Genomic DNA, 20,853 nt, shown 5'->3' with positions numbered 1-20,853 from the left:
CTTGTTCTACTACTCTGTATATCTATCTAGTCTCATTATGCTTTACCTACCGCACACACCGCAAACCAACTCCTCTAAAACGTGCACTCTACATGGAAAATGGCGAGCCTTACCACACACCGCCCTCCTACATGATTCGCAATTCCCTCTTTTGAGATAGAATTTATATGGAATGTTATGGAAAACGTGACTTTTAGCTAAAGTTTTTACTGAAATGTTCGATATAAGTAAGTGGCAGTATTTACTTGAGGGGGCTGACACATGTTACATACAATTAAAGGAAAAATGGTTACTGCGTTTCTACTAGCGATCATCGTGCCGATTGCTATTACTTGTCTCGTTGTTTATTTTTACATGGATCGGCAAATGAATGACAACTTCGTGCAAGCGACGACGAAAGAGATTGTACAAGTGGATAATTCCGTTTCTATCTATTTTGATACCATTCGCGAGAATGTAAAAATGATGGCAAATAATCCGGTTGTGATGAAGGCTGATGCGACCGTCACGACGTATATGGACAAAGCAGATAAGACGAAAAATGCACCACTGCAAAACGGTAAAACGGAAGCAGCCATTTACAAAGAGTTCCAACGGTTTGTTGATTCACATCCAAATACGTCCTACGTCTATATGGCGACCATATACGGCGGCTATATAAGCTGGGGAGAAGAACAGATTAAAGAGAAGTATGATCCGCGCATCCGTCCTTGGTACAAAGAACCAATGGATAATCCTGATAAAGTCGTTACAACGGCTCCATACGTTTCGTCAGGTGGAACCGCAGTAAATATAAGTAACGTGACTGTCGTTAAAAATGAGAAGGGTGCACCGGTCGGCGTTGTTGGTATTGATGCGAGTTTGGCTCAGCTAACGGACAATTTGAAAAATATCAAAATCGGTTCTTCGGGTTATGTGATGCTGCTTGCAAAGGACGGAACGGTTCTGGCTAATCCTAAACATCCCGATATGAATTCCAAAAACATCGCGGAGCTCAAGATAGAGAAGCTAATGGATGTAAAAGACAAAACGGCTGATCATTTTGAAGTCATGATGTATGGCACCCCGTATATGGCCAACTTGTATACATCAGAGAAAACGGGCTGGAAGTATATCGCTTTTGTTGAAAAGAAAGAGATGATCGAAGGAATCCAGCGAATCGGTCTTATTCTGATTTTTATCGGCGCTTTACTCGTAGTTATTGCGGCAGGCGCTTCTTACCTGTTCGCCTCCCGCTTTTCCAAGCCAATCCATGCCATCGTTCATCATTTGCAACAGATGGGTGAGGGAGACTTTACACACGAGGTACAAGAGCGCCTGCTCAGACGCAAAGATGAAATTGGCACGCTAGGCCAATCACTACAGCTGATGCAGCAATCAATGCAAACCTTGATTACTGAGGTTAAGCATGCAAGTGGTCGGGTGGTTGCCTCTTCGGAACATCTTTCATCTCACGTGGAGCAAAGCGTATCTACGGTCAATGGCATCGCTTCGACTGTAGAGCGAGTAGCCGACGGGGCTGAGAGCCAATTGCGAGGTGCTGTGGAAAGCGCGCGCGCGATGGAGGAAATGGCGCTTGGCATTCAGCGCATTGCCGAGACGACCTCCAGTATTGCTGGATCTTCCGCAGATGCAGAGCAAGAAGCGAAGCAAGGAAATGGATGTATTCAGCAGGCAATTCGACAAATGGGCGCGATTGAAGGGAACGTACAGAACTCAGTCTCCGTAGTTAGAGTTCTGGGCGATCGATCGCAAGAAATCGTACAAATCGCCGATGTTATTAAAGCGATTTCCACTCAGACGAATTTGCTGGCACTGAATGCTGCCATCGAAGCAGCACGCGCAGGAGAGCACGGTCGGGGCTTCGCGGTCGTTGCTGGCGAGGTAAGAAAACTGGCTGAGCAATCATCGGAGTCGGCAGGTCGAATCTCCCGCCTGATCCAAGAAATTCAGGGAGACACGCAGCGAGCCATACAAGCGATGGATTCCGTTAATCAAAGCGTCGTTCAAGGTTTCGAACAAGTACAGGAATCGGGCGAAGCGTTTGGGCGCATTTTGCAAGAAATTCAGACCGTCAATGAACAAATTCAAGATGCTTCGGCAGCTTCTGAGCAGATGTCAGCCGGTTCCGAAGAAGTGGCTGCCTCCGTTGACGAAACGGCACATATTGCTCGGTTGTCGTCAGAGCATGTGCGGCAGGTAGCGAACGCCTCCGAGGAACAGTTATCTTCCGTTAAGTCACTTTCGCATTCTGCCGGCCAATTGAATGAGCTTGCTCAGGAATTGAACCGTCTGATCGACAGGTACAAAGTTTAGAGCGCATCGTGGGCAAGCTAGTGAACAAAGCCATTGCTGTTAAATATAGCTTGTATTCAAAAAAAAACAATGCCAGGCACGATGCTGGCATTGTTTTTTTCTAAATTAACTTGCTGCCAAGAGATTTTCATCCACTGTTCGGTACTCCCCTATACACAAAGTGTAGAGAGATAACGGTTTTCTATATTTAGGAACCAGCGCCGCGATATCTTTTCACGCCAATATTCCAGATCGCGATACCCAAGACACTAAAAACAATGCCCATGATCGGCGTCAAAAGAGCGAACCATTTCCAATTCGCCGGATCGATAAAATAAGCTGCAGGATAAAACCCAACAAAGGCGAAGGGAAGAATCCACGTTAAAATACTTTTCAACAGCTTGTTGTAGATCGTAATGGGATAACGTCCGTAGTTCTGAATATTCCAAATCAGCGGGAGAATCCCCGTCGGTGCATCAGAGAAAAAGGAAAGGGATGTTAAAGAGATATAAACCCCTGCGTAAATAAGCACCGATCCAATCACCAGAATAATAAACATCAGCGGGTCATACCAATGGAAGGGAATCCCTAGCTTCAACCAAGAATAGATCATGACGACCGCTCCTGCTACTGCGCTAAAGAGCGAGGAGGGGTTAAGATTTTCCAGCATTAGCTGCCACAGATTGTAAGCAGGACGCGTCAGTATGCGATCCATCTCGCCTTTGACAATATACCGATCACCAAAGCCCCACAGGTTAAAAAAGGTGATGAACAAGCCATACGGAATCATAAAATAGCCGTAGATGAACAAGATTTGCTCTTGATTCCACCCGCCGAGCGACTGCGTTTGCAAAAAGACAACCAAGATGAAGAACAAGTTCAATCCATTGAACAATAAGTCGGAAAGCACTTCGATCCAGAAGTCTGAACGGTAGGTGAGACGTGTTTTCATGTAGTTTTTCAAATAGTCAACAATTAGAGACAGATAGAACATGGCTTCACCCTCCCTGCACAAACAAACGCGTTCTCGATTTACTCCACAGGAAGTACATCGGAATGATGAGGATAAAGAACCACATAGCTTGAATACCTAGCTTCTGAAATACTTCTGCACCTGTAATTTTCCCTGTAAATACAGCGCTTGGCAGGTAAGTGATCGCTTGAAACGGCAACCACTCGAGCACTGACTTGGACCATCCTGGGAAAAAAGAGATCGGAATAATTAATCCCGAGAAAAGGTCAACCGCCACACGTTTCATGCGCATAAGCCCTTCATTATTTTCCAAAAAGAAAGCAAACAGCCCAGTAATGATATTAAGTTGCGTGTTAATCAGAAAGCTGAAAAACAGCATTATCAAGTAAATTCCCCAAAGCGACGGATTGGTCGGCAGTTGAACAGGCAGAAGCAACCAAATGAGAACCATGCCAGGCGTCGTGAAAAGAAACAGACGAAAGATTCCTTCCCCTAGTCCTTGCATCATTTTGACAACTACATAATTGTAGGGCCTGATGAATTGGATAGCCACGCTGCCGTCGCGAATTTCGCTCGCAATCTCACGATCCAGATTATTGAAGTAAAACGCTCTGCCCATCCAAGAAACCGCTACATAGGTGGTCATCTGGCCCAGAGTGAGGCCGCCAATCATGGCCTGCTCTCCATAGATAGCTTTATAAACAAAATAGTAAGAACCGATATTGAGTGCGTAAATGAGTATGCCGCTGTAATAATTCACACGGTAAGCCAGCATCATTAGAAACCGCATGCGAATGACTTCTAAATAAGCGCTAAGCATGAGTGACGACTCCTTCTGCTTGCTTAGCTTCCTCTGGGCGCTTCACTTCAGCGGAACCGGATTTATAAATTTCCCGCACGATATCATCCGTGTTCGTTTCGTTAATCTTAATATCCTGAATTTGCAGGACACCTACAACTCGACTCAGCACCTCAGAAACATTCGCACGATCTTGTGGAATGAATACTTTAGCAGATAGCTCATTCTCAAGCTGCCACGCTACGTCGAGCCCTTGGGTCAATTCTTGAAGCTTAGCTAACGTTATCGGATATTCGAATTGCAGAACAACTTCTTTGCCTTTGCCCCACTTCGCTTTCAACTCTTCCAGTCCGCCATCATAAATAATACGACCGTCGTCCAGCATGATTACACGCGAGCATAATGCTTCAATGTCCTGCAAATCATGTGTAGTAAGCAGGATGGTCGTCTCATAGCGTTGATTCAGCGATTTGAGAAACTCGCGAATTTCCGTCTTCACTACAATGTCTAGGCCAATGGTCGGCTCATCTAAGAAAAGAATCGCTGGATTATGGATAAGCGAAGCCGCAAGCTCACAGCGCATCCGTTGCCCTAGGCTCAGCTTCCGAACAGGTCTGGATAGCAAATCAGCTAATTGGAGGCGATCCACCAATTCATCGAGACGTTGCTTGTAATCGGCTTCCGACACTCTATACACTTTCTTGAGTAGTTGGAACGATTCGACGACACCGATATCCCACCACAGCTGGCTTCGTTGGCCGAAAACAACACCGATACCAGCTACAAATTTCTCCCGTTCTTTAAATGGAACAAAGCCATTGACTTTGATATGTCCTGAGGTAGGTACGAGGATACCTGTCAACATTTTGATCGTTGTTGATTTACCGGCGCCATTTTCACCGATATATCCGCAAATTTCGCCCTTGGGGATTTGAAAGCTAATGTCTTTAACAGCGGTAACATGCTTGTATTCTCTTCTGAATAAATCTTGAAAAGCACCCTTTAATCCCCCGCGGCTTTGCTGCACCTGAAATTCCTTGCGGAGTTGTTGAACATCAATCGCTAACATACCTTACCCCCTGTCTGTGTAGACTCGGCTACAACATCTTTCATAATTCGCCTTAACTTGCTATCGAAGTTTCATAGCATCTATAATATGGATCATATAGGCGATTTGTACAACAGCATCTGCTTAATCTGTTTGCTTTCTGCAAAAACGCTGCACAGATGCTTGACTTACCAAACAAGCTTCCCATGAAAACTCCTAGACCCATGATACATGAAATCTGTAAGAAAAAAAAGTACAGATTGCCTTTCCATCTAGAAAGGAGCTCAAATGCATTGAAAATATTTAAACGAACACTTCTTGTCATTGTTTTACTGCTTATTGCAGTAGCTGGTTATTACTCTTATTCGTTTTATAGCTTTGCTAAACATATCTCCAACAAATCAGGGAACACTCAAGGCGGTGGCAATCCATTAATTAGCCAATCGCTCAAAGAAAAAGGCGACAAATACACACCACCAAAATGGGAAGGCAAACAGCGCGTAAATATACTGCTTCTGGGCGGAGACTCGCGTGGGATGAAGAAAAATGAGATTCCTCGATCAGACAGCATTATGCTAGCTTCTATTGACCCTGTGACGAAGAAAGCCTATTTATTTTCCATACTTCGCGATACCTACGTAAAGATTCCAGGTGAAGGCGAAGACCGTATCAACACCGCTATTGCAACGGGTGGGCCGAACTTGGCCATGAAAACGGTCAGTGATCTATTAGGCATTCCTATACAATATTACGTATATACGGATTTCAAAGGATTTATGGCGCTCATCGACGCAGTAGGCGGGATTGACCTGGAAGTAGAAAAAGATATGAAGTACTCCGATTCTGAAGACGATCATATTTATGACATTAATTTAAAAAAAGGGATGCAGCATCTCGATGGCAAAACTGCTTTGCAGTATGTCCGATTCCGGCACGATGCCTTGTCTGACTTTTCTCGTACGGAGCGCCAACGTAAGTTCCTGACCGCTGTCGCTCAAAAAATGCAGACAACTTCTTCTATTATAAAGCTTCCTAAAATCCTAAATGCGATGGATCCTTACATTGACACGAATCTCAGCGTAACGGACATGCTCAAACTCGGCACACTAGGCTATGAAGCTAAGACCGATGGTATTATAAGCTCTCAACTGCCGCCAAGCGACCTGTTGATTGAGAAGAATGTCCGAGGCGCAGCCGTCATCACGGCTAACAAGGATAAGTTGCAGCGATATGTGAAGGAGCTTTTTAACGGCACGTCAGAAGCGGACACTGGGCCTACCAAGCCATCGCCAACACCGAAGTCGTCCGCGAAGACGACGAAGAATTAAGAGCGAAGCCGCTTTAGCGACTAAAACATACCTATAACCGCTATCTGATCCCCCACTTTCAAATTGGCTTCCCTAGGGAACCTCATCTTTATCGCCTCTACTTGAAAGAGGGCATTGCGCCCAGCAAGTAGGGGCTTTTTGTAAGCTAACCAATTACATATAAAGGAATGATACTATTTATGGAACGCAAAAGATCTGAACAGTTGTATCAAGAAGCCCTTCAACATATCGTGGGAGGCGTGAATAGTCCCTCCCGCTCATTCAAGGCCGTAGGCGGCGGCGCTCCTGTCTTCATGAAGCGCGCGCAGGGCGCGCACTTCTGGGATGAAGACGGCAATCGCTTCATTGATTACTTAGCCGCCTATGGTCCAATCATTACTGGTCATGCGCATCCGCATGTGACCGAGGCCATTTGCCGCGCCGCACAAAACGGCACGCTGTACGGAACCCCGACCGAACTCGAGATCGAGTTCGCAAAGATGCTGAAGTCAGCGATTCCTTCGCTGGATAAGGTACGTTTCGTCAACTCCGGCACAGAGGCCGTGATGACGACGATTCGCGTGGCGCGCGCGTTTACGAAGCGCACCAAAATCATCAAGTTCGCCGGATGCTACCACGGCCACTCAGATCTCGTGCTCGTGGCCGCTGGCTCAGGGCCGTCCACACTCGGCACGCCGGACAGCGCCGGCGTACCAGCGAGCATCGCGCAAGAGGTTATCACGGTGCCGTTCAATGACATTCCGGCACTGGAAGCTGCTCTTGCGCGTTGGGGCGAAGACATAGCTGCCGTCATGATCGAGCCCATTGTCGGCAACTTCGGCATGGTGATGCCCCATGCCGGCTACCTTGAGCAGCTTTGCACAGCTGCTCGCAAACACGGTGCCCTCGTCATCTATGACGAGGTCATCACAGCGTTCCGCTTCCATTACGGAGCGGCGCAGACCTACCCCGGCCTTCCGCTCGCGGAGGCCGCAGTAAACGCCCGTCTGGCCATCGCCGCGGGCGGCAATACCGAGGCGGCGGCACGCTACGCCGCCGTGGAGCCAGACCTTACGGCCCTTGGCAAAATCATCGGCGGCGGACTGCCGATTGGCGCCTACGGGGGCCGCAAAGAAGTGATGCAGCAGGTAGCTCCGCTCGGACCTGCTTACCAGGCTGGAACGATGGCCGGGAACCCCGCCTCGATCTCGGCAGGCATAGCTTGCTTGCAAGTGCTTCAGCAAGATGATGTATATGCCAAGCTTGAGCAGCTTGGCACTCGATTAGCCGATGGCATTGCTGAATCGGCAGCTCGTCGCGGTATTCCCTTAACGATCAATCGCATCGGCGGTGCTTTCTCAACCCACTTCTGCGACCACCCAATTACCAATTATGATCAAGCCCAGGATACGGATGGTGAACGTTTCGCGCAATTTTTCCGCCTCATGTTGGAGCAAGGCATCAATCTAGCTCCTTCTAAATATGAAGCATGGTTTATGACCATTGCCCATACGGAAGAAGACGTCAACCAGACCCTAGAAGCTGCTGATCAAGCTTTCAAAGCGATGTCCACAAAATAAAACTTTAATCCATGAACAAAATAAATCAATTAAAACCTAAAAAAACATACCAGCTAGACGAATCCAAAACCTACAAATATGTCTCAGAAGCGAACTATGATCCCTCAGTGATTATAGTTCGTTCGTTTTTATTGACCATTGGATTTGTAAGAAAATTGGTTTTATTCACCATTATGCAGGAAAGGTAACGCTTACATTTATAAATTCAAAGCACGACTATTGTCGAATCAAACTTTTCATGCTATCCTAAGATTACTTTTACCCTTTTGCCGAAATGACTTGTTTTCACAGTATTTCCTTAGAAATTTAGGGCACGATTTACAAATTTCATAATCTTTTTTGTGATTCACGCCTTACTTTAATGCGGATCGTTCAAACCTTTTTTAGAGGAATTGCACTTCTTAGAATTTACATGCTATTCAACTTTTTGTATTTTTATGCATCTTCTTGCATATTCGGATTTACCGATTTTACGGTATTCCCCGAATATACAGGGATTGCGGACTTGAGCAGAGCATATATGCAAGACATCGTAATGCAAGAGGAGTTTAAATATGTATTGGAGGTGACGGTCAGGAAACTGACCTAAGCAATGAATGAATTGATGCGTAATGAAGGCCGTTTTCAAGATCTGCTAGGTACTGAACATGATAGCTGCGGAATTATTTGTATTATTGAAAAGAACGGTCATCCTTCCCATGATAATATTCAAAAAACGATTGATGCCCTTGTTAAAATGGAACATCGTTCGGGCTTTATCAACGGCGAAGGCGACGGTTGCGGTATTCTAACAGACATTCCACGTGCGCTTTGGGAAAAGAAGCTAACAGATGCCGGTCTCGATGGCAAATTAGCCTATGATAACCGTTTTTCTGTAGCTCATATCTTTGTTACCCGTAAGCTCGACCTGACTGTCATTCAGATTCAAGAGGGTATCCGCGAGCTTTTTAAACAGCATGATGTAGCGATTATTCTCGAACAAGAAAATCAAGTCGACAGCAGTGTGTTGGGTGCTAATGGCTTGAACGATGAGCCTACCTTCTGGCAAATCGCCGCGCTTTCCGAGAAACCGGAAGTCGTCGTTGCCGATCACCTCTTTGAACTTCATATTGCTATTGAGAGCAAATATGACGTACACGTAGCTACGCTTAGCAATATCACATCTGCTTACAAAGTATTGGGTGCTGCAAGTATTCTACCTAAATATTTTAACGATACTCGTGATCCTTTGTTCGCTTCCCAAGTAACCATCGGTCACAACCGTTATTCGACGAACACCTTGTCCAGCTTCTTCCGTGTACAGCCTTTCTCGCTGTTAGGCCACAACGGGGAAATCAATACCGTCAAGAAATTGCGTATTGAAGCTGACATGGTTGGTGTACCGCTTGTTAGCGGCGGATCTGATTCCCAAGATATGAATCGTACGATTGAAACGTTCATTCACCGTTTTGGACTCAGTCTATTCGAAGCAATGGAAATGGTATTCCCTCCTATTATTAATGAAATGAAACAATTCCGTCCTGAACTTCAAGATCTGTACGTCTACTACCGCCAAGTATGGGGACATTATGCACAAGGTCCTGCGGGTATCGTTTCCCGTTACGGTAACGAATGTATTTTCAGCGTGGATGCCCTAGGTCTCCGTCCTGTATGGATGGTTGAAAGTGACACATCCCTCTACTTCTCTTCTGAACAAGGTGTTATTACAGTAGGCGACATGGTTGCTGATCCGAAGCCTATTGCGCCAGGTGAGAAAGTCGGAGTCGTACTTACACCAGGCGAACACGTCCAAGTCATTCCGTACCACGAAGTACAAACCTTAGTGTATGAGCGCGCAAGCAAACGCCTGAACATTAGTGGACTTCGTAAATATTTGACGCCTGAAAAAACAAATACACAAGCAGAGTTAAATGATAATATCGTAGCAACTGATCAATTGTACAGCGCATTTGGTTGGGATCGTGACGGTATTCAACATATTGAAACGATGTCCGAAACTGGCGCAGAGCCAATTCGTTCCCTCGGCCACGATTCCCCTCATGCTGCGATTGCTTGGGAACGCCAGAACGTGCCTGACTTCATTAAAGAAAGCGTAGCTGTTGTAACGAACCCAGCGATTGACCGTGACCGTGAAATGGAGCATTTCTCCACACGTGTCGTAGCCGGAACTCGTCCTGCTGTTTACGCGCAAGTGGATGCCGACCTGCGTATTGAGCTTCTTGCTCCGCTCGTACTTGAAGGCACCAATGGCGTAGATAGCGAAGAGCATCTGTCTCAACCTTCTTATGAGCAATTGCTTGCTTTATTCCGTGCTCAAGGCGATCAAAAAGTAGCCGTTCTATCCGCTACTTTTGGCAGAGGCACGTCTCTAAGCGATGGTCTAGATTCACTAGCTGCAAACGCAATTTCTGCTGCACGTAGTGGCGCAGCTTTGATCGTGCTTGACGATTCCGATGCTCACCAAAATGACCGTCTATGGCTTGAGCCGCATCTTGCTGTTTCCAAAATCGATATCGCGTTACGCGCTGAGAAGCTTGGCTTCGGCGATAACTTGCGCCGTCATGTTACACTCGTTCTGCGTTCTGCAGCTATTCGCAGCTTGCATGATATCGCTGTAGCTTGTGGGCTGGGTGCGGATGTAATCTCACCATACCTTTTGTTCTCCACAGCTTCAGATAAAGAAGGCGACGCAGCTGCAGCTCGCAAAGTATATGCGGCGCTGAGCAAAGGTCTGGAAAAAGTTATTTCTACAATAGGTACGCACGAGCTTCGCGGTTATACGCGTTTCTTCTCCTCTATCGGCTTCCATCCGGAGGTTGCTGAGGTTCTGGATATCGTCAACTACCTCGGCAGCGAGAAAGCCGGAACTGGTTTTACCCAGCTTGAAGCTGAAGCTGAGGCGCGTTACGTAGACTTCACTAATCCGAAAGCAAAAGCGGCGAAAAACTTCCGTTTCTTCCAACGGATGTGGAAAGCATTAGGCGATGCCGCTTCTGGAGCTGCTCCATATAGCGACTACCGCGATAAGCTGCGTGAAGAGGAAAAGAAGAATCCGATTTCCATTCGTCATATTGCTGGTTTTGATTTTGAAAAAGCGCTTAGCGAAGGTCGTAAAGCACTTGATCCGTCCCAAGTCGATATCTCGATCGGCGATCATTCCTTACCGATGTTGATCTCTTCGATGTCTTTCGGTTCACAGAACGAAACAGCTTTCCGTGCTTACGCTGAAGCCGGCGAACGCCTGAACATGGTAACCATGAACGGCGAGGGCGGAGAGATTAAAGATATGCTCGGCCGTTACAAAAAAACACGCGGCGCGCAAGTCGCATCCGGACGTTTCGGTGTAAACGTAGAATTAGCAAACGCCGTAGCTTTCCTTGAGATCAAAATCGGTCAGGGCGCCAAACCGGGCGAAGGCGGTCACTTGCCAGGCTCCAAAGTTACAGCCAAAATCGCTGCTGCACGTAACGCAACGATCGGTTCGGATCTTATCTCTCCTTCGAATAACCATGATATTTATTCGATCGAGGATTTGGCGCAAATTATATCCGAGTTAAAAGAAGGTAGCGGACGTAAAGCCAAAATCATCGTAAAAATCCCTGTCGTTCCAGGTATCGGTACAATTGCAGTAGGTGTAGCTAAAGCAGGCGCCGACGTAATTACGCTTTCCGGTTTTGACGGCGGTACCGGTGCGGCTCGTATCCACTCTTTGACTCACGTAGGTTTGCCTACAGAGATCGGAACGAAGCTCGCACACGTAGCTTTGATTGAAGCTGGCCTTCGTCACCGCGTTGAGCTATGGTCCGATGGCGGTCTGAAATCCGGAGCTGACGTAGTTAAAATGGTTATGCTCGGTGCGAACCGTGCAGGATTCGGTAGTATCGCTATGCAATCAATCGGCTGTACAACATGTCGCGGCTGTCACTTGGACACTTGTCACGTAGGTATTGCAACGCAAATCGACTCTATGGAAGAAGCTGAAGAAAAAGGTCTTCGCCGTTTCGTTCCACGTCAACTTGACTTGGCTGTAGACAGCCTAGTTCGCTTGTTCGGTTCGATGGGTGAAGAAGTTCGTGAAGTAGTAGCTTCCCTTGGATTCAAAAGCTTGCAAGAGCTCGTTGGCCGTTCCGACTTGCTGCAACAAATTAGTCATCAAGAACGTATCGACTTGTCCGATATTCTTCGTCCAGCTCCGCTGCAATTCATCTCTGCTGCTGAAAGAGCACAGGAAGAAGCGGCTGTATCATCCGATATTCGTATCGCTGCTGGCGCAGAAGGACAAGAGTTCTTCCCAGATTCCTTGGAACTGGGTACACCGATTGTTCGCAACTGGTCCAAAGTGGATGCCGAGTCCCGTATTCTCGGAGCTCGCTACTCCAGTCATCGCGTAAGAGACCGTTTCGACGGCAGCTACGACGAACTGCCTAACTTTGATCTGAACCTCATTGACGGTTCTGTTCCCGGTAATGGATTGGCTGCCTTCAATGCTCGCGGCGTAAACATTACCGTTCACGGCGGCGCTGAGGACGGTCTTGGTAAAATGGCGTTCGGCGGTAAAGTAGCTATCTTGAAATCACTTGGTAAAAATAAAGCATTTATCAACGGCAGCGTTGGTAAATCCTTCGGCTACGGCGCACAAAAAGGCTTGTTCTTGATTCAAGGCGGTGCAGATACTCGCGCATGTATCCGTTTCTCGGGTGCTGACGTCGTATTCGGTGGAGAAATCACAACACCTCTTCAAGATGAGCTTGGCGGACTTGCTGCTCGTGCGAACCTCAAAGGTTTCGCCTTCGAGTACATGACCAACGGCCGTGCAGTAGTGATGGGCGATCCAGGTCCTTGGATCTGTGCAGGTATGACAGGCGGCGTGATCTATCAACGTCTAGTACCAGAAATGGGCCTTGATCAGAAGGCGATCGAACGTCGTATTGCAAAAGGCGCCAAAGTTAAACTGGAATCAGTCGGTCTTCAAAGTAAAAAAGACTTAACTGAACTATTGACTGCTTACCGTGATGAGCTTGCTGGCTCCGGTCAATCCGAAGCTGCAGCCAAAATCGAAGGTTTGCTAAGCAACCTGGAAGAAAACTTTATTCGTATCTCCCCAGTTAACATGCAAGCTGACCAATCGGTAGCTACAGAGTAAGCCGGTAATACAAATAGACCTCTACATGACGCCTTGGCGTTCAGTGTAGAGGTTTTTTAGTTGACTGAATTTCCACCGCATTACAAATAGCAATATGGTATAAAGCCAAATGAATAGCGGTATTTTATTAAAGCTAGTACAAATCTTCTTACCGGAGGAGTTTACACTATGAGCCATCAAAAGAGGCGTCAGGAAGCTGCTTGGAAAAGCCGTAAGCATTCCCAGTATCCGCATGGGAAAGTGAAATCATTTGAGGAACTCTCTAACGAATCCGATAAGCAAGGTACTACGAAGTAAATGAAAGGCGTTCGCTCCCCAAAGCCATCAGGCGGGAGAGCGGGTGCCTTTTCCAATTATTATGCTTGCTTTGTTAATCAATCTTGTACGTATGTGCGGTTGTTCTGCGATGAACGCCGTTAGCTCTCCTAACGAGAACACGTGCAGCTGTATCGCCCTCGTGCAAGCGGTGTAGAACAGCTTGCGTTCGCTCTCGCTAACCTAGAGCACGCTCTTGGTTTCTTTGCGTAGATTCTCGAGGGCTGAATATTCAGCCCTCCTCATCAAACCGTACATAAAGTTTTCCCTCATACGGCTTTCCGATGTTCTTCAATCATGAGCTTGCGGATCACAACAACGTCATCTATCTTCTGCGTTGTCTCTTCTTAGCGTACCAACGGATCAGTCATTGCAGCATGTACCAATTCACTGCATTATCTTTCATACCATGCCGATCCTCTACTCTAGAGGATTCTTCGCTATTGTTCCAAGTTCTATATTGCTTCCATACCCTTCGTCTATATTTTGCGAGACTCGGCTTCCCCTTCTCCCTCTTGCGAGGCTTTTTTGACGATGCGGCATGATTCTTGATGTTCCAGCCTGGTATGTTGCTCGCCCTGTCTCTGACAGATACTTTTGTCGATGCACTTTTACGCACAGACTTCGCCATACGTAAGCATCCTAGCTACAAGGGTGGCTTGGTCCCTCCCTTGGTTGGACTTCACCAACTAGATAATGCGTGCCTCTGGGCACGCCACATAAAAAAGCCTGCTTCTCACGAAGCAGACACTACTTATTTTCCTTTGCTCGAATACGACGAATTGCCCTCACATGTTGTGTGGCATGACTGGACATCATTTTAAGTAGCCTACCGACCGATTCTTCTCCATTTGAAGTTTTAACTGTACACTGCATAGCAGCTGGAAGATGTTTGCATAGGCCAATAATGTGTTGCCGCACGGCACGAAACATCGCCAATTCAGGGCCTATCGGACGGCTAATGTAATCCAGACCAGCGCACCAGTCATCTTGGGAAAAGCTATTCCCCTGATAAGCTCGTCCCGACTCCGCTAACGCGAACTTCACTTTGTGAATCGTGACAAGCTCCAAATCAATCACATGCAGTACCTGCTGCCGAATTGACCACTTGCCCCATGCTTCAACTGCATCTAATTCTGTCTCTGACAAACCAGCTACCGCGAGATCCATATCTTCTGCTCCCTTTGTATAAGTAGCCAGAATATCCTCATCCGTTGGAAATAATTCTTCCCAGTAAATGATCGTGAACCCCTCAGGAGTAGGCACAAACAGCTTGCGAATGCAGCCTGCATCTTCTTCCTCGCGAAGTTCCCAGAATCCGCGTTCACAAAGCGCTTGTTTCACCTCTTTCAGGCAGTTCACCCCAATATATATATAATCCCCCTGCTCAGGATGATGTGCTTGCGGAAGCAGCCAATCGGAGAAATCTAACTGAAGATTATCTTCCATATCATTCACATTCATTTCGATCACCACGACCAGATAGTCGGGTACTGCACGTAACATCACTGCTCTATGTGCTCTGTCTGTTCTGTCTGTTCTGTCTGTTCTGTCTGCTTTGTCTGCTCTATCCGCCCTGTTTGCTCGCTCTGCATTTCCCGCAGCCCTCGTATCCACCTCAATCCATCCTAATCGGGTTACATAAAACGCCATCGCCACCTGAAGATCAGGTACCCGAATGAGCAATTTCGCTTGATTGACCTCCATGTTCGATCATTCCCTTCCATAAAAAATGCGCTCCATCTTAGTTCGACGGAACGCATCCATATCCTACTTCTTAGCCGCTTTATAGGCTTCGATATATTGGGCAGCCTTTTTGGTCACAAGGCTATAATCACCTGTCTTAACCGCTTCGCTGGTCAAGTCGGAACCAATGCCAACGGCGATAGCGCCTGCTTGAATCCATTCGCCTAGATTGCTCAGAGACACGCCGCCCGTCGGCATGATGTTCGCCTGCGGCAGTGGGCCTTTAATGGCCTTAATCATCGCGGGCGAGTAAAGATTGCCCGGGAAGAGCTTCACAATATCAACGCCGAGCTCTAGCGCCGTCTGAATCTCTTGAATCGTCATGCACCCTGGCATGACGGGTACACGGTAACGGTTGCAGAGCTCAACCGTTTTCGGGTTCAACGAGGGGCCTACGACGAATTCGGCCCCACTCAAGATCGCGGCACGCGCCGTCTCGGGGTCAAGGGCTGTGCCTACCCCGATTATCGCGTACTTCGCAGCGTCCTGCGCTGTACTGGAGTAGCGCTTCGCAAGCTCCTCAATGGCGCGCAGCGCGAAAGGCACGGTCATCGTTACCTCAATGACCTTAATGCCACCGGCAATGGCTTGCTCAGCCATTGCAACGACTTCTTCTGGCGTATCTCCACGTAGGACTGCGACGACGCCTTCTTGTGATATTTGCTGAATCAATTTAATTTTTCTCATTTCAATCGACACCTCTCTATGGTTAGAACGCAGACTAACGTTCAATATGTTTCACATCATTTAGAACAGCTTCAACTTGTTCCCAAGTCGGCGCGCCTTCCCAATCGCCTTCGGCTTGAACGATCAAGGAACCCACCAGATTACCGATACGTACTGCTTTCGCATAATCGTAGCCCTTAACTACCCCCGTCAAGAAGCCTGCACAAAAACCATCGCCTGCTCCAACTGTATCAACAACTTGCTCAGCCTTAAAATATGGCACAGCAGTTATCGTATCCGCGTCGACAACATAAGTTACATCGTCTCCACCCTTCACGATGGAGATGGCAGACAACTCACGCAGCTTGCTCACAATTTCATTCCAGTCCTCCGTCTGATAGAGCAGCTTAAGCTCATCCAACCCAGGTAAAAATATATCGGCTAGCTTCGCTAGTTCCAGCAACACTTCACGAGCATCCTCGATGCCCCACAGCTTCAAACGAAGATTGGGATCAAAGCTCACCTTAACGCCATGTTTACGTGCAATACGAACTGCTTCAAACACGCTCTCTTTACAAGACTCACTCAAAGCTGGCGTAATACCAGTAACATGTAAAATTTTCGCCTGTGCAATATAATTTCCATCCAAATGCATCGGATTCATCCGGCTTGCAGCTGAATGCTTACGATAGTAGTACACAGAAGTCCTACCCATAAGCACTTCACGCATCATAAGTCCCGTAGGGGCATCCGCTGTCAGCTCTGCTCGTGAAACATCCACGCCTTCGCCGCGAATTTTTTTCAAAATCATCCGACCTAGCGGATCTTTACCTAACCGTCCAAACCAGCCTACTCTAGTCCCTAGTCGGGATAAACCGATGGCTACGTTGCTTTCGGCCCCGCCAAACAAGCTATGCAGCTCAGACGAGTATTCCAAGCCTTTGCCATTAGTAGGCATAAGCAGTGCCATCGTTTCGCCAAAGGTAACGATTTCTGGACCATATTCCGGTTGAGATTGCGGATTCGTCATAGGACCTCTCCATCCATTCCGATTGCGCTGCACGCGCGCCCGTTAATTGAAACGTTTAAATAATAGCTATACCTCATATTATAGAGCATGTTGAGCGTTTACACCAGACTTGACTTCTCGCTTACAAAAACAGCCATGACTCGTAGTCACAACCGTCCCTACTTCGCCTCCGAACAAGGGAATATACGAGCAGCTTCCCTTATCCTTTCTCATCCATTTCCTTCCAACCCAATAAAAAATATAACTTCTTATACACAAAGAAGAGCCACATCAGTGGCTCTCTCATCTCTTTACTGCGTTAAGCTATACCATTATCCTTCTTGCCCATTCTTTTTTTTGTAACCCATCGTTGCTTTGACAGCCTCTTTCCAACCCTCGTACAGATCCTCACGTTCAGCAGGCTCCATAGCAGGCTCAAATGTCCGCTCGATTACTTTGTTCTGAATAATATCATGCTTGCCAGCCCAATAGCCAACAGCTAATCCTGCTAAGTAGGCTGCGCCAAGTGCAGTCGTTTCCAATACGCGAGGACGATCCACACATGCGTTTAATAGGTTCGCTTGGAACTGCATGAGGAAATTGTTCGCAACAGCGCCTCCGTCTACCGCCAACTTTTGCAGCTCAATCCCAGAGTCTGCTTCCATCGCTTCTAACACGTCTTTAGTTTGGTAGGCAAGCGACTCTACAGCTGCACGGATCAAATGATCCTGCGTCGTTCCACGCGTTAATCCGAAGACAGCGCCACGAGCCTCCATATCCCAATACGGAGCGCCCAATCCCACAAAAGCAGGCACGAGATAAACCCCGTCGGTACTTGTCACAGCCGCTGCATGTTTCTCAGAATCAGCTGCTGAATCTATTAATTTAAGACCGTCACGTAGCCACTGGATCGTCGCTCCTGCAACAAAAATACTACCTTCCAGCGCGTACTCTACTTTGCCGTCTACTCCCCACGCTATCGTTGTCAGCAGACCGTTCTGTGAAGCTACAGCTTTGGAGCCTGTATTCATCAACATGAAACAACCTGTGCCGTACGTGTTCTTAGCCATACCTTCTTCGAAGCAAGCTTGCCCGAAAAGAGCCGCCTGTTGATCACCAGCAATACCCGCGATAGGAATTTGAACTTCAAATAGGCTCTTGGATGTCTTTCCATATACTTCACTGGAAGGGCGCACGTCGGGAAGCATAGCCGCAGGTACAGTCAGCATATCCAGCAGCTCTTGATCCCATTTCAGCTCATGGATGTTATACATCATCGTCCTTGAAGCATTTGAGTAATCCGTTACGTGAACATTACCGTCAGTCAACTTCCATATGAGCCATGTATCAATTGTACCGAACAATAATTGACCGTTCTCGGCTTTTTCTCTTGCGCCTTGAACATGATCAAGAATCCACTTGACTTTAGTCCCTGAGAAATAGGCATCAATAAGTAAACCCGTTTTCTCACGTACGATGGGATCGAAGCCTTGCTCCTTCAGCTCATTGCAAATATCCATCGTTTGACGGCTTTGCCAAACAATTGCGTTATACACAGGTTTACCCGTACTTTTATCCCACAAAACCGCTGTTTCACGCTGATTCGTAATACCAATCGCAGCAATCTGCTGTGGGTGTACATGATTTTGAATCAGCACCTCTTTCAACACCTGCAGCTGCGTTTCCCAAATTTCTTCCGCATTATGTTCGACCCAACCTGGCTTCGGATAAATTTGCGTAAACTCTTTCTGAGCAACTCCCATGATCGCACCGGATTTATCGAACAAAACAGCGCGAGAACTCGTCGTACCTTGATCTAATGACAGTACATATGTCTTTTCCATGGAAAATCAGCCTCCTGAAACTTTAATTAGAATTTGTTTTATCTCTATGCTAGAATAAAATTATCCAAATATTTCTTTAGTCGATTGCTTATTAGCCGACTTTTTTCTGTTTAAGCGCCGGTTCTACAACCTGACTTGAGCTAATTTTACCTACTACGATAGCTACTAAGAAAAATACCGCCAAAATCACAATTGTAAGCGTTTGATTACCAGAGGTGGCAACACGATAAAATTGAGCGCCAGCTACACCGCCAACGATTGGCGCAATAACAGGAATCCACGCATATCCCCAATTGGAGTGGCCTTTTCCATGGATAGGAAGAATAGCATGTGCGATTCTCGGTCCTAGATCGCGCGCCGGATTAATGGCATAGCCGGTCGTTCCGCCCAAAGATAAGCCGATCGCCAAAATGAAAAAACCAACGATTAACGGATTAAGTCCATCTGCAAATTTATTCGCTCCAATGGCCAAAATACCAAACACCAGAAAAAACGTTCCTAATGCTTCACTTATAAAATTAGCCCCTGTGTTCTTAATCGCTGGTCCTGTTGCAAATACCCCAAGCTTGGTCGCTGGATCTTCCGTTGCTTTCCAATGAGGGAAATAAAACACCCAAACGAATGTTGCCCCAACGAAGGCTCCTAGCAGTTGCGCCGTAATATACGAAGGTACATCCTTCCACGGAAATTCACCAATGCTCGCCAAGGCAATTGTTAGTGCCGGATTAAGATGGGCTCCGCTAATCTTTCCTACTGCAAACGCCGCGAAAGCGACTGCCATCCCCCATCCCATTGTGATTACAATCCAGCCTGGACTATTCGAATACGACTTCTTTAAGCTTGCTCCTGCGCACACACCGCCGCCAAGTATAATTAAAATCATGGTACCAATCAATTCACCAAAAAATGGACTCATGTTCATCCTCCTCATTTATACAGCCAAAATCCTACGAATTCATGCATCGGCCTCCGCCTACAAACGCTTACAATTTTGACCTCTCTTTCTGAACAATAAAAAAACAGCAAGCTACCCCGCATGTGCGTTCTTACACGCACAATTGGGATATACTTGCTGTTCTCCTAAGCTCCGCAGCTAAAATTAAATTATAGTCTTATAATACTTCAAATGAATGAATTGTCAACACTTAAATCTTCTACCTTCACTCACAGCCGGTTGCTTGCGCTACCGTAAGTTCTTGCTGAAGCTCATCATGAATGCGACCATTGGTAGCCAGTACGTTGCGCACAGCAAGGTTATAAAGCCTACCAGCCGTATCTGTTACCATACCTCCGGATTCTTGTATCAAAAGAGAACCCGCAGCTACATCCCACGAACTTAAGCCAATTTCCCAGAATCCACTCAATCGGCCAACTGACACATAAGCCATATGAAGCGCTGCGGAGCCGCCTGAGCGAAGATTCCTAACCTTCGGCGCTAACTCTTGCACACCTTTTAAATTAATGGGCAGCGCCCCAGTATGATCTGCAGGAAAGCCAGTCGCAATCAAGCTATCAGATAGTTTACTTTCAAGCGAAACCACCGTCTTCCGGCCATGCATATAAGCCCCTTTACCCTTCTCTGCAACAAACAACTCGTCACGTGTTGGATCATAGACCACCCCGACAATCACCTCGCCTTTATGAGCTAAAGCGATAGAAACTGAATAGAAGGGAAATCCATGTACATAGTTCGTCGTCCCATCGATTGGATCAACGATCCACAGATATTCGGCATCGCTAACCTCCTGAAGAGCTTTGCTGGAAGCCTCCGGTCCAGGCTCAACACCTTCCTCGCCAAGGAAGGAATGATCCGGGAAATGCGTCATAATGAGATTACGGATGAGCTTCTCCGAGCCTTTGTCAATTTCAGTGACTAGGTCATGCGATGAATATTTCATATCAACTCGATTAATATCTCCTTGCTTGCTTTTGATCCACTCCCCTGCTTTTGCAGCTGTATTAATCGCCACCGCCGTAAAACTCTTACTTCCTACGACGAACGGCTCCTGTGTACCATTTGCCATTTATATCAACTCTCTCTTTTAATGAATTATTATGTAGTTTCAGTATAGTAAATTATACGCTTTAAATACTAGTGCGTTTCATCCCAATTTATTCGTACATTTTT

Annotated in this window: 15 protein-coding genes; 5 read left to right on the top strand and 10 right to left on the bottom strand. The window is 46.9% G+C overall.

What is annotated here, in order from left to right:
* Window positions 1-261: 261 nt before the first annotated feature.
* The gene (locus tag GK047_RS19015) at window positions 262-2,316 is read left to right on the top strand and encodes a methyl-accepting chemotaxis protein (RefSeq protein ID WP_163950266.1); all 2,055 of its coding nucleotides are present in this window, start codon (window positions 262-264) and stop codon (window positions 2,314-2,316) included.
* Between the two features lie 187 nt (window positions 2,317-2,503).
* On the opposite strand, the gene GK047_RS19010 is transcribed toward GK047_RS19015, so the two are convergent.
* From GK047_RS19010 to GK047_RS19000, 3 genes are read right to left on the bottom strand one after another with little or no spacing between them, the layout of a single operon-like run.
* On the bottom strand, window positions 2,504-3,289 hold the full coding sequence (locus GK047_RS19010) for an ABC transporter permease (RefSeq protein ID WP_163950264.1): 786 nt from the start codon (window positions 3,287-3,289) through the stop codon (window positions 2,504-2,506).
* A gap of 4 nt (window positions 3,290-3,293) precedes the next feature.
* Entirely contained in the window at window positions 3,294-4,088 is a 795-nt protein-coding gene (locus GK047_RS19005) for an ABC transporter permease (protein ID WP_163950262.1), read from the bottom strand.
* Window positions 4,081-5,136, bottom strand: a complete 1,056-nt coding sequence (locus GK047_RS19000) for an ABC transporter ATP-binding protein (RefSeq protein ID WP_163950259.1) — start codon at window positions 5,134-5,136, stop codon at window positions 4,081-4,083. The genes GK047_RS19005 and GK047_RS19000 overlap by 8 nt, the downstream gene beginning before the upstream one ends.
* A gap of 272 nt (window positions 5,137-5,408) precedes the next feature.
* Here GK047_RS19000 and GK047_RS18995 point away from each other — a divergent pair, with 272 nt between their 5' ends.
* The 4 genes from GK047_RS18995 to GK047_RS29770 all read left to right on the top strand — a co-directional run bounded on the left by GK047_RS18995 (window position 5,409) and on the right by GK047_RS29770 (window position 13,442).
* Entirely contained in the window at window positions 5,409-6,443 is a 1,035-nt protein-coding gene (locus GK047_RS18995) for an LCP family protein (RefSeq protein ID WP_240344039.1), read from the top strand.
* Between the two features lie 179 nt (window positions 6,444-6,622).
* On the top strand, window positions 6,623-8,002 hold the full coding sequence (locus tag GK047_RS18990; RefSeq protein WP_163950253.1) for an aspartate aminotransferase family protein: 1,380 nt from the start codon (window positions 6,623-6,625) through the stop codon (window positions 8,000-8,002).
* Window positions 8,003-8,594: 592 nt separating this feature from the next.
* Window positions 8,595-13,145, top strand: coding sequence for a glutamate synthase-related protein (locus tag GK047_RS18985; protein WP_240344037.1), 4,551 nt, complete (start codon window positions 8,595-8,597; stop codon window positions 13,143-13,145).
* Between the two features lie 168 nt (window positions 13,146-13,313).
* A complete protein-coding gene (locus GK047_RS29770; protein WP_240344036.1) occupies window positions 13,314-13,442 on the top strand; it encodes a DUF6254 family protein in 129 nt (42 codons plus the stop codon).
* 385 nt (window positions 13,443-13,827) lie between these two features.
* On the opposite strand, the gene GK047_RS18980 is transcribed toward GK047_RS29770, so the two are convergent.
* The 7 genes from GK047_RS18980 to GK047_RS18950 form a co-directional block, all read right to left on the bottom strand.
* The gene (locus tag GK047_RS18980; protein ID WP_163950251.1) at window positions 13,828-14,091 is read right to left on the bottom strand and encodes a hypothetical protein; all 264 of its coding nucleotides are present in this window, start codon (window positions 14,089-14,091) and stop codon (window positions 13,828-13,830) included.
* A 119-nt stretch (window positions 14,092-14,210) separates the two neighbouring features.
* The gene (locus tag GK047_RS18975) at window positions 14,211-15,167 is read right to left on the bottom strand and encodes a DinB family protein (protein ID WP_163950249.1); all 957 of its coding nucleotides are present in this window, start codon (window positions 15,165-15,167) and stop codon (window positions 14,211-14,213) included.
* Window positions 15,168-15,230: 63 nt separating this feature from the next.
* Window positions 15,231-15,893, bottom strand: coding sequence for a bifunctional 2-keto-4-hydroxyglutarate aldolase/2-keto-3-deoxy-6-phosphogluconate aldolase (locus GK047_RS18970; protein WP_163950246.1), 663 nt, complete (start codon window positions 15,891-15,893; stop codon window positions 15,231-15,233).
* A gap of 34 nt (window positions 15,894-15,927) precedes the next feature.
* A complete protein-coding gene (locus GK047_RS18965; protein WP_163950243.1) occupies window positions 15,928-16,902 on the bottom strand; it encodes a sugar kinase in 975 nt (324 codons plus the stop codon).
* A gap of 311 nt (window positions 16,903-17,213) precedes the next feature.
* Window positions 17,214-18,725, bottom strand: a complete 1,512-nt coding sequence (gene glpK / locus GK047_RS18960; RefSeq protein ID WP_163950239.1) for a glycerol kinase GlpK — start codon at window positions 18,723-18,725, stop codon at window positions 17,214-17,216.
* 91 nt (window positions 18,726-18,816) lie between these two features.
* A complete protein-coding gene (locus GK047_RS18955) occupies window positions 18,817-19,641 on the bottom strand; it encodes an MIP/aquaporin family protein (RefSeq protein WP_163950236.1) in 825 nt (274 codons plus the stop codon).
* A gap of 244 nt (window positions 19,642-19,885) precedes the next feature.
* Entirely contained in the window at window positions 19,886-20,749 is an 864-nt protein-coding gene (locus GK047_RS18950) for an inositol monophosphatase family protein (protein WP_163950233.1), read from the bottom strand.
* Window positions 20,750-20,853: the final 104 nt, after the last annotated feature.

This window comes from Paenibacillus sp. SYP-B3998 (genome assembly GCF_010820665.1).
In the GTDB taxonomy this organism is placed as follows: domain Bacteria; phylum Bacillota; class Bacilli; order Paenibacillales; family NBRC-103111; genus Paenibacillus_E.
Note: the sequence above shows the minus strand (reverse complement) of the source record. Positions and strands in the feature narration are given on the sequence as shown.

What these genes read in the sequence shown, in the direction of transcription:
- GK047_RS18970 (WP_163950246.1), bottom strand. Translation starts at nt 15,893, where the DNA reads ATGAGAAAAATTAAATTGATTCAGCAAATATCACAAGAAGGCGTCGTC.
- glpK (WP_163950239.1), bottom strand. Translation starts at nt 18,725, where the DNA reads ATGGAAAAGACATATGTACTGTCATTAGATCAAGGTACGACGAGTTCT.
- GK047_RS19000 (WP_163950259.1), bottom strand. Translation starts at nt 5,136, where the DNA reads ATGTTAGCGATTGATGTTCAACAACTCCGCAAGGAATTTCAGGTGCAG.
- GK047_RS18965 (WP_163950243.1), bottom strand. Translation starts at nt 16,902, where the DNA reads ATGACGAATCCGCAATCTCAACCGGAATATGGTCCAGAAATCGTTACC.
- GK047_RS18975 (WP_163950249.1), bottom strand. Translation starts at nt 15,167, where the DNA reads ATGGAGGTCAATCAAGCGAAATTGCTCATTCGGGTACCTGATCTTCAG.
- GK047_RS18980 (WP_163950251.1), bottom strand. Translation starts at nt 14,091, where the DNA reads ATGGCGAAGTCTGTGCGTAAAAGTGCATCGACAAAAGTATCTGTCAGA.
- GK047_RS18950 (WP_163950233.1), bottom strand. Translation starts at nt 20,749, where the DNA reads ATGGCAAATGGTACACAGGAGCCGTTCGTCGTAGGAAGTAAGAGTTTT.
- GK047_RS19005 (WP_163950262.1), bottom strand. Translation starts at nt 4,088, where the DNA reads ATGCTTAGCGCTTATTTAGAAGTCATTCGCATGCGGTTTCTAATGATG.
- GK047_RS18990 (WP_163950253.1), top strand. Translation starts at nt 6,623, where the DNA reads ATGGAACGCAAAAGATCTGAACAGTTGTATCAAGAAGCCCTTCAACAT.
- GK047_RS19010 (WP_163950264.1), bottom strand. Translation starts at nt 3,289, where the DNA reads ATGTTCTATCTGTCTCTAATTGTTGACTATTTGAAAAACTACATGAAA.
- GK047_RS29770 (WP_240344036.1), top strand. Translation starts at nt 13,314, where the DNA reads ATGAGCCATCAAAAGAGGCGTCAGGAAGCTGCTTGGAAAAGCCGTAAG.
- GK047_RS18955 (WP_163950236.1), bottom strand. Translation starts at nt 19,641, where the DNA reads ATGAGTCCATTTTTTGGTGAATTGATTGGTACCATGATTTTAATTATA.
- GK047_RS19015 (WP_163950266.1), top strand. Translation starts at nt 262, where the DNA reads ATGTTACATACAATTAAAGGAAAAATGGTTACTGCGTTTCTACTAGCG.
- GK047_RS18985 (WP_240344037.1), top strand. Translation starts at nt 8,595, where the DNA reads ATGAATGAATTGATGCGTAATGAAGGCCGTTTTCAAGATCTGCTAGGT.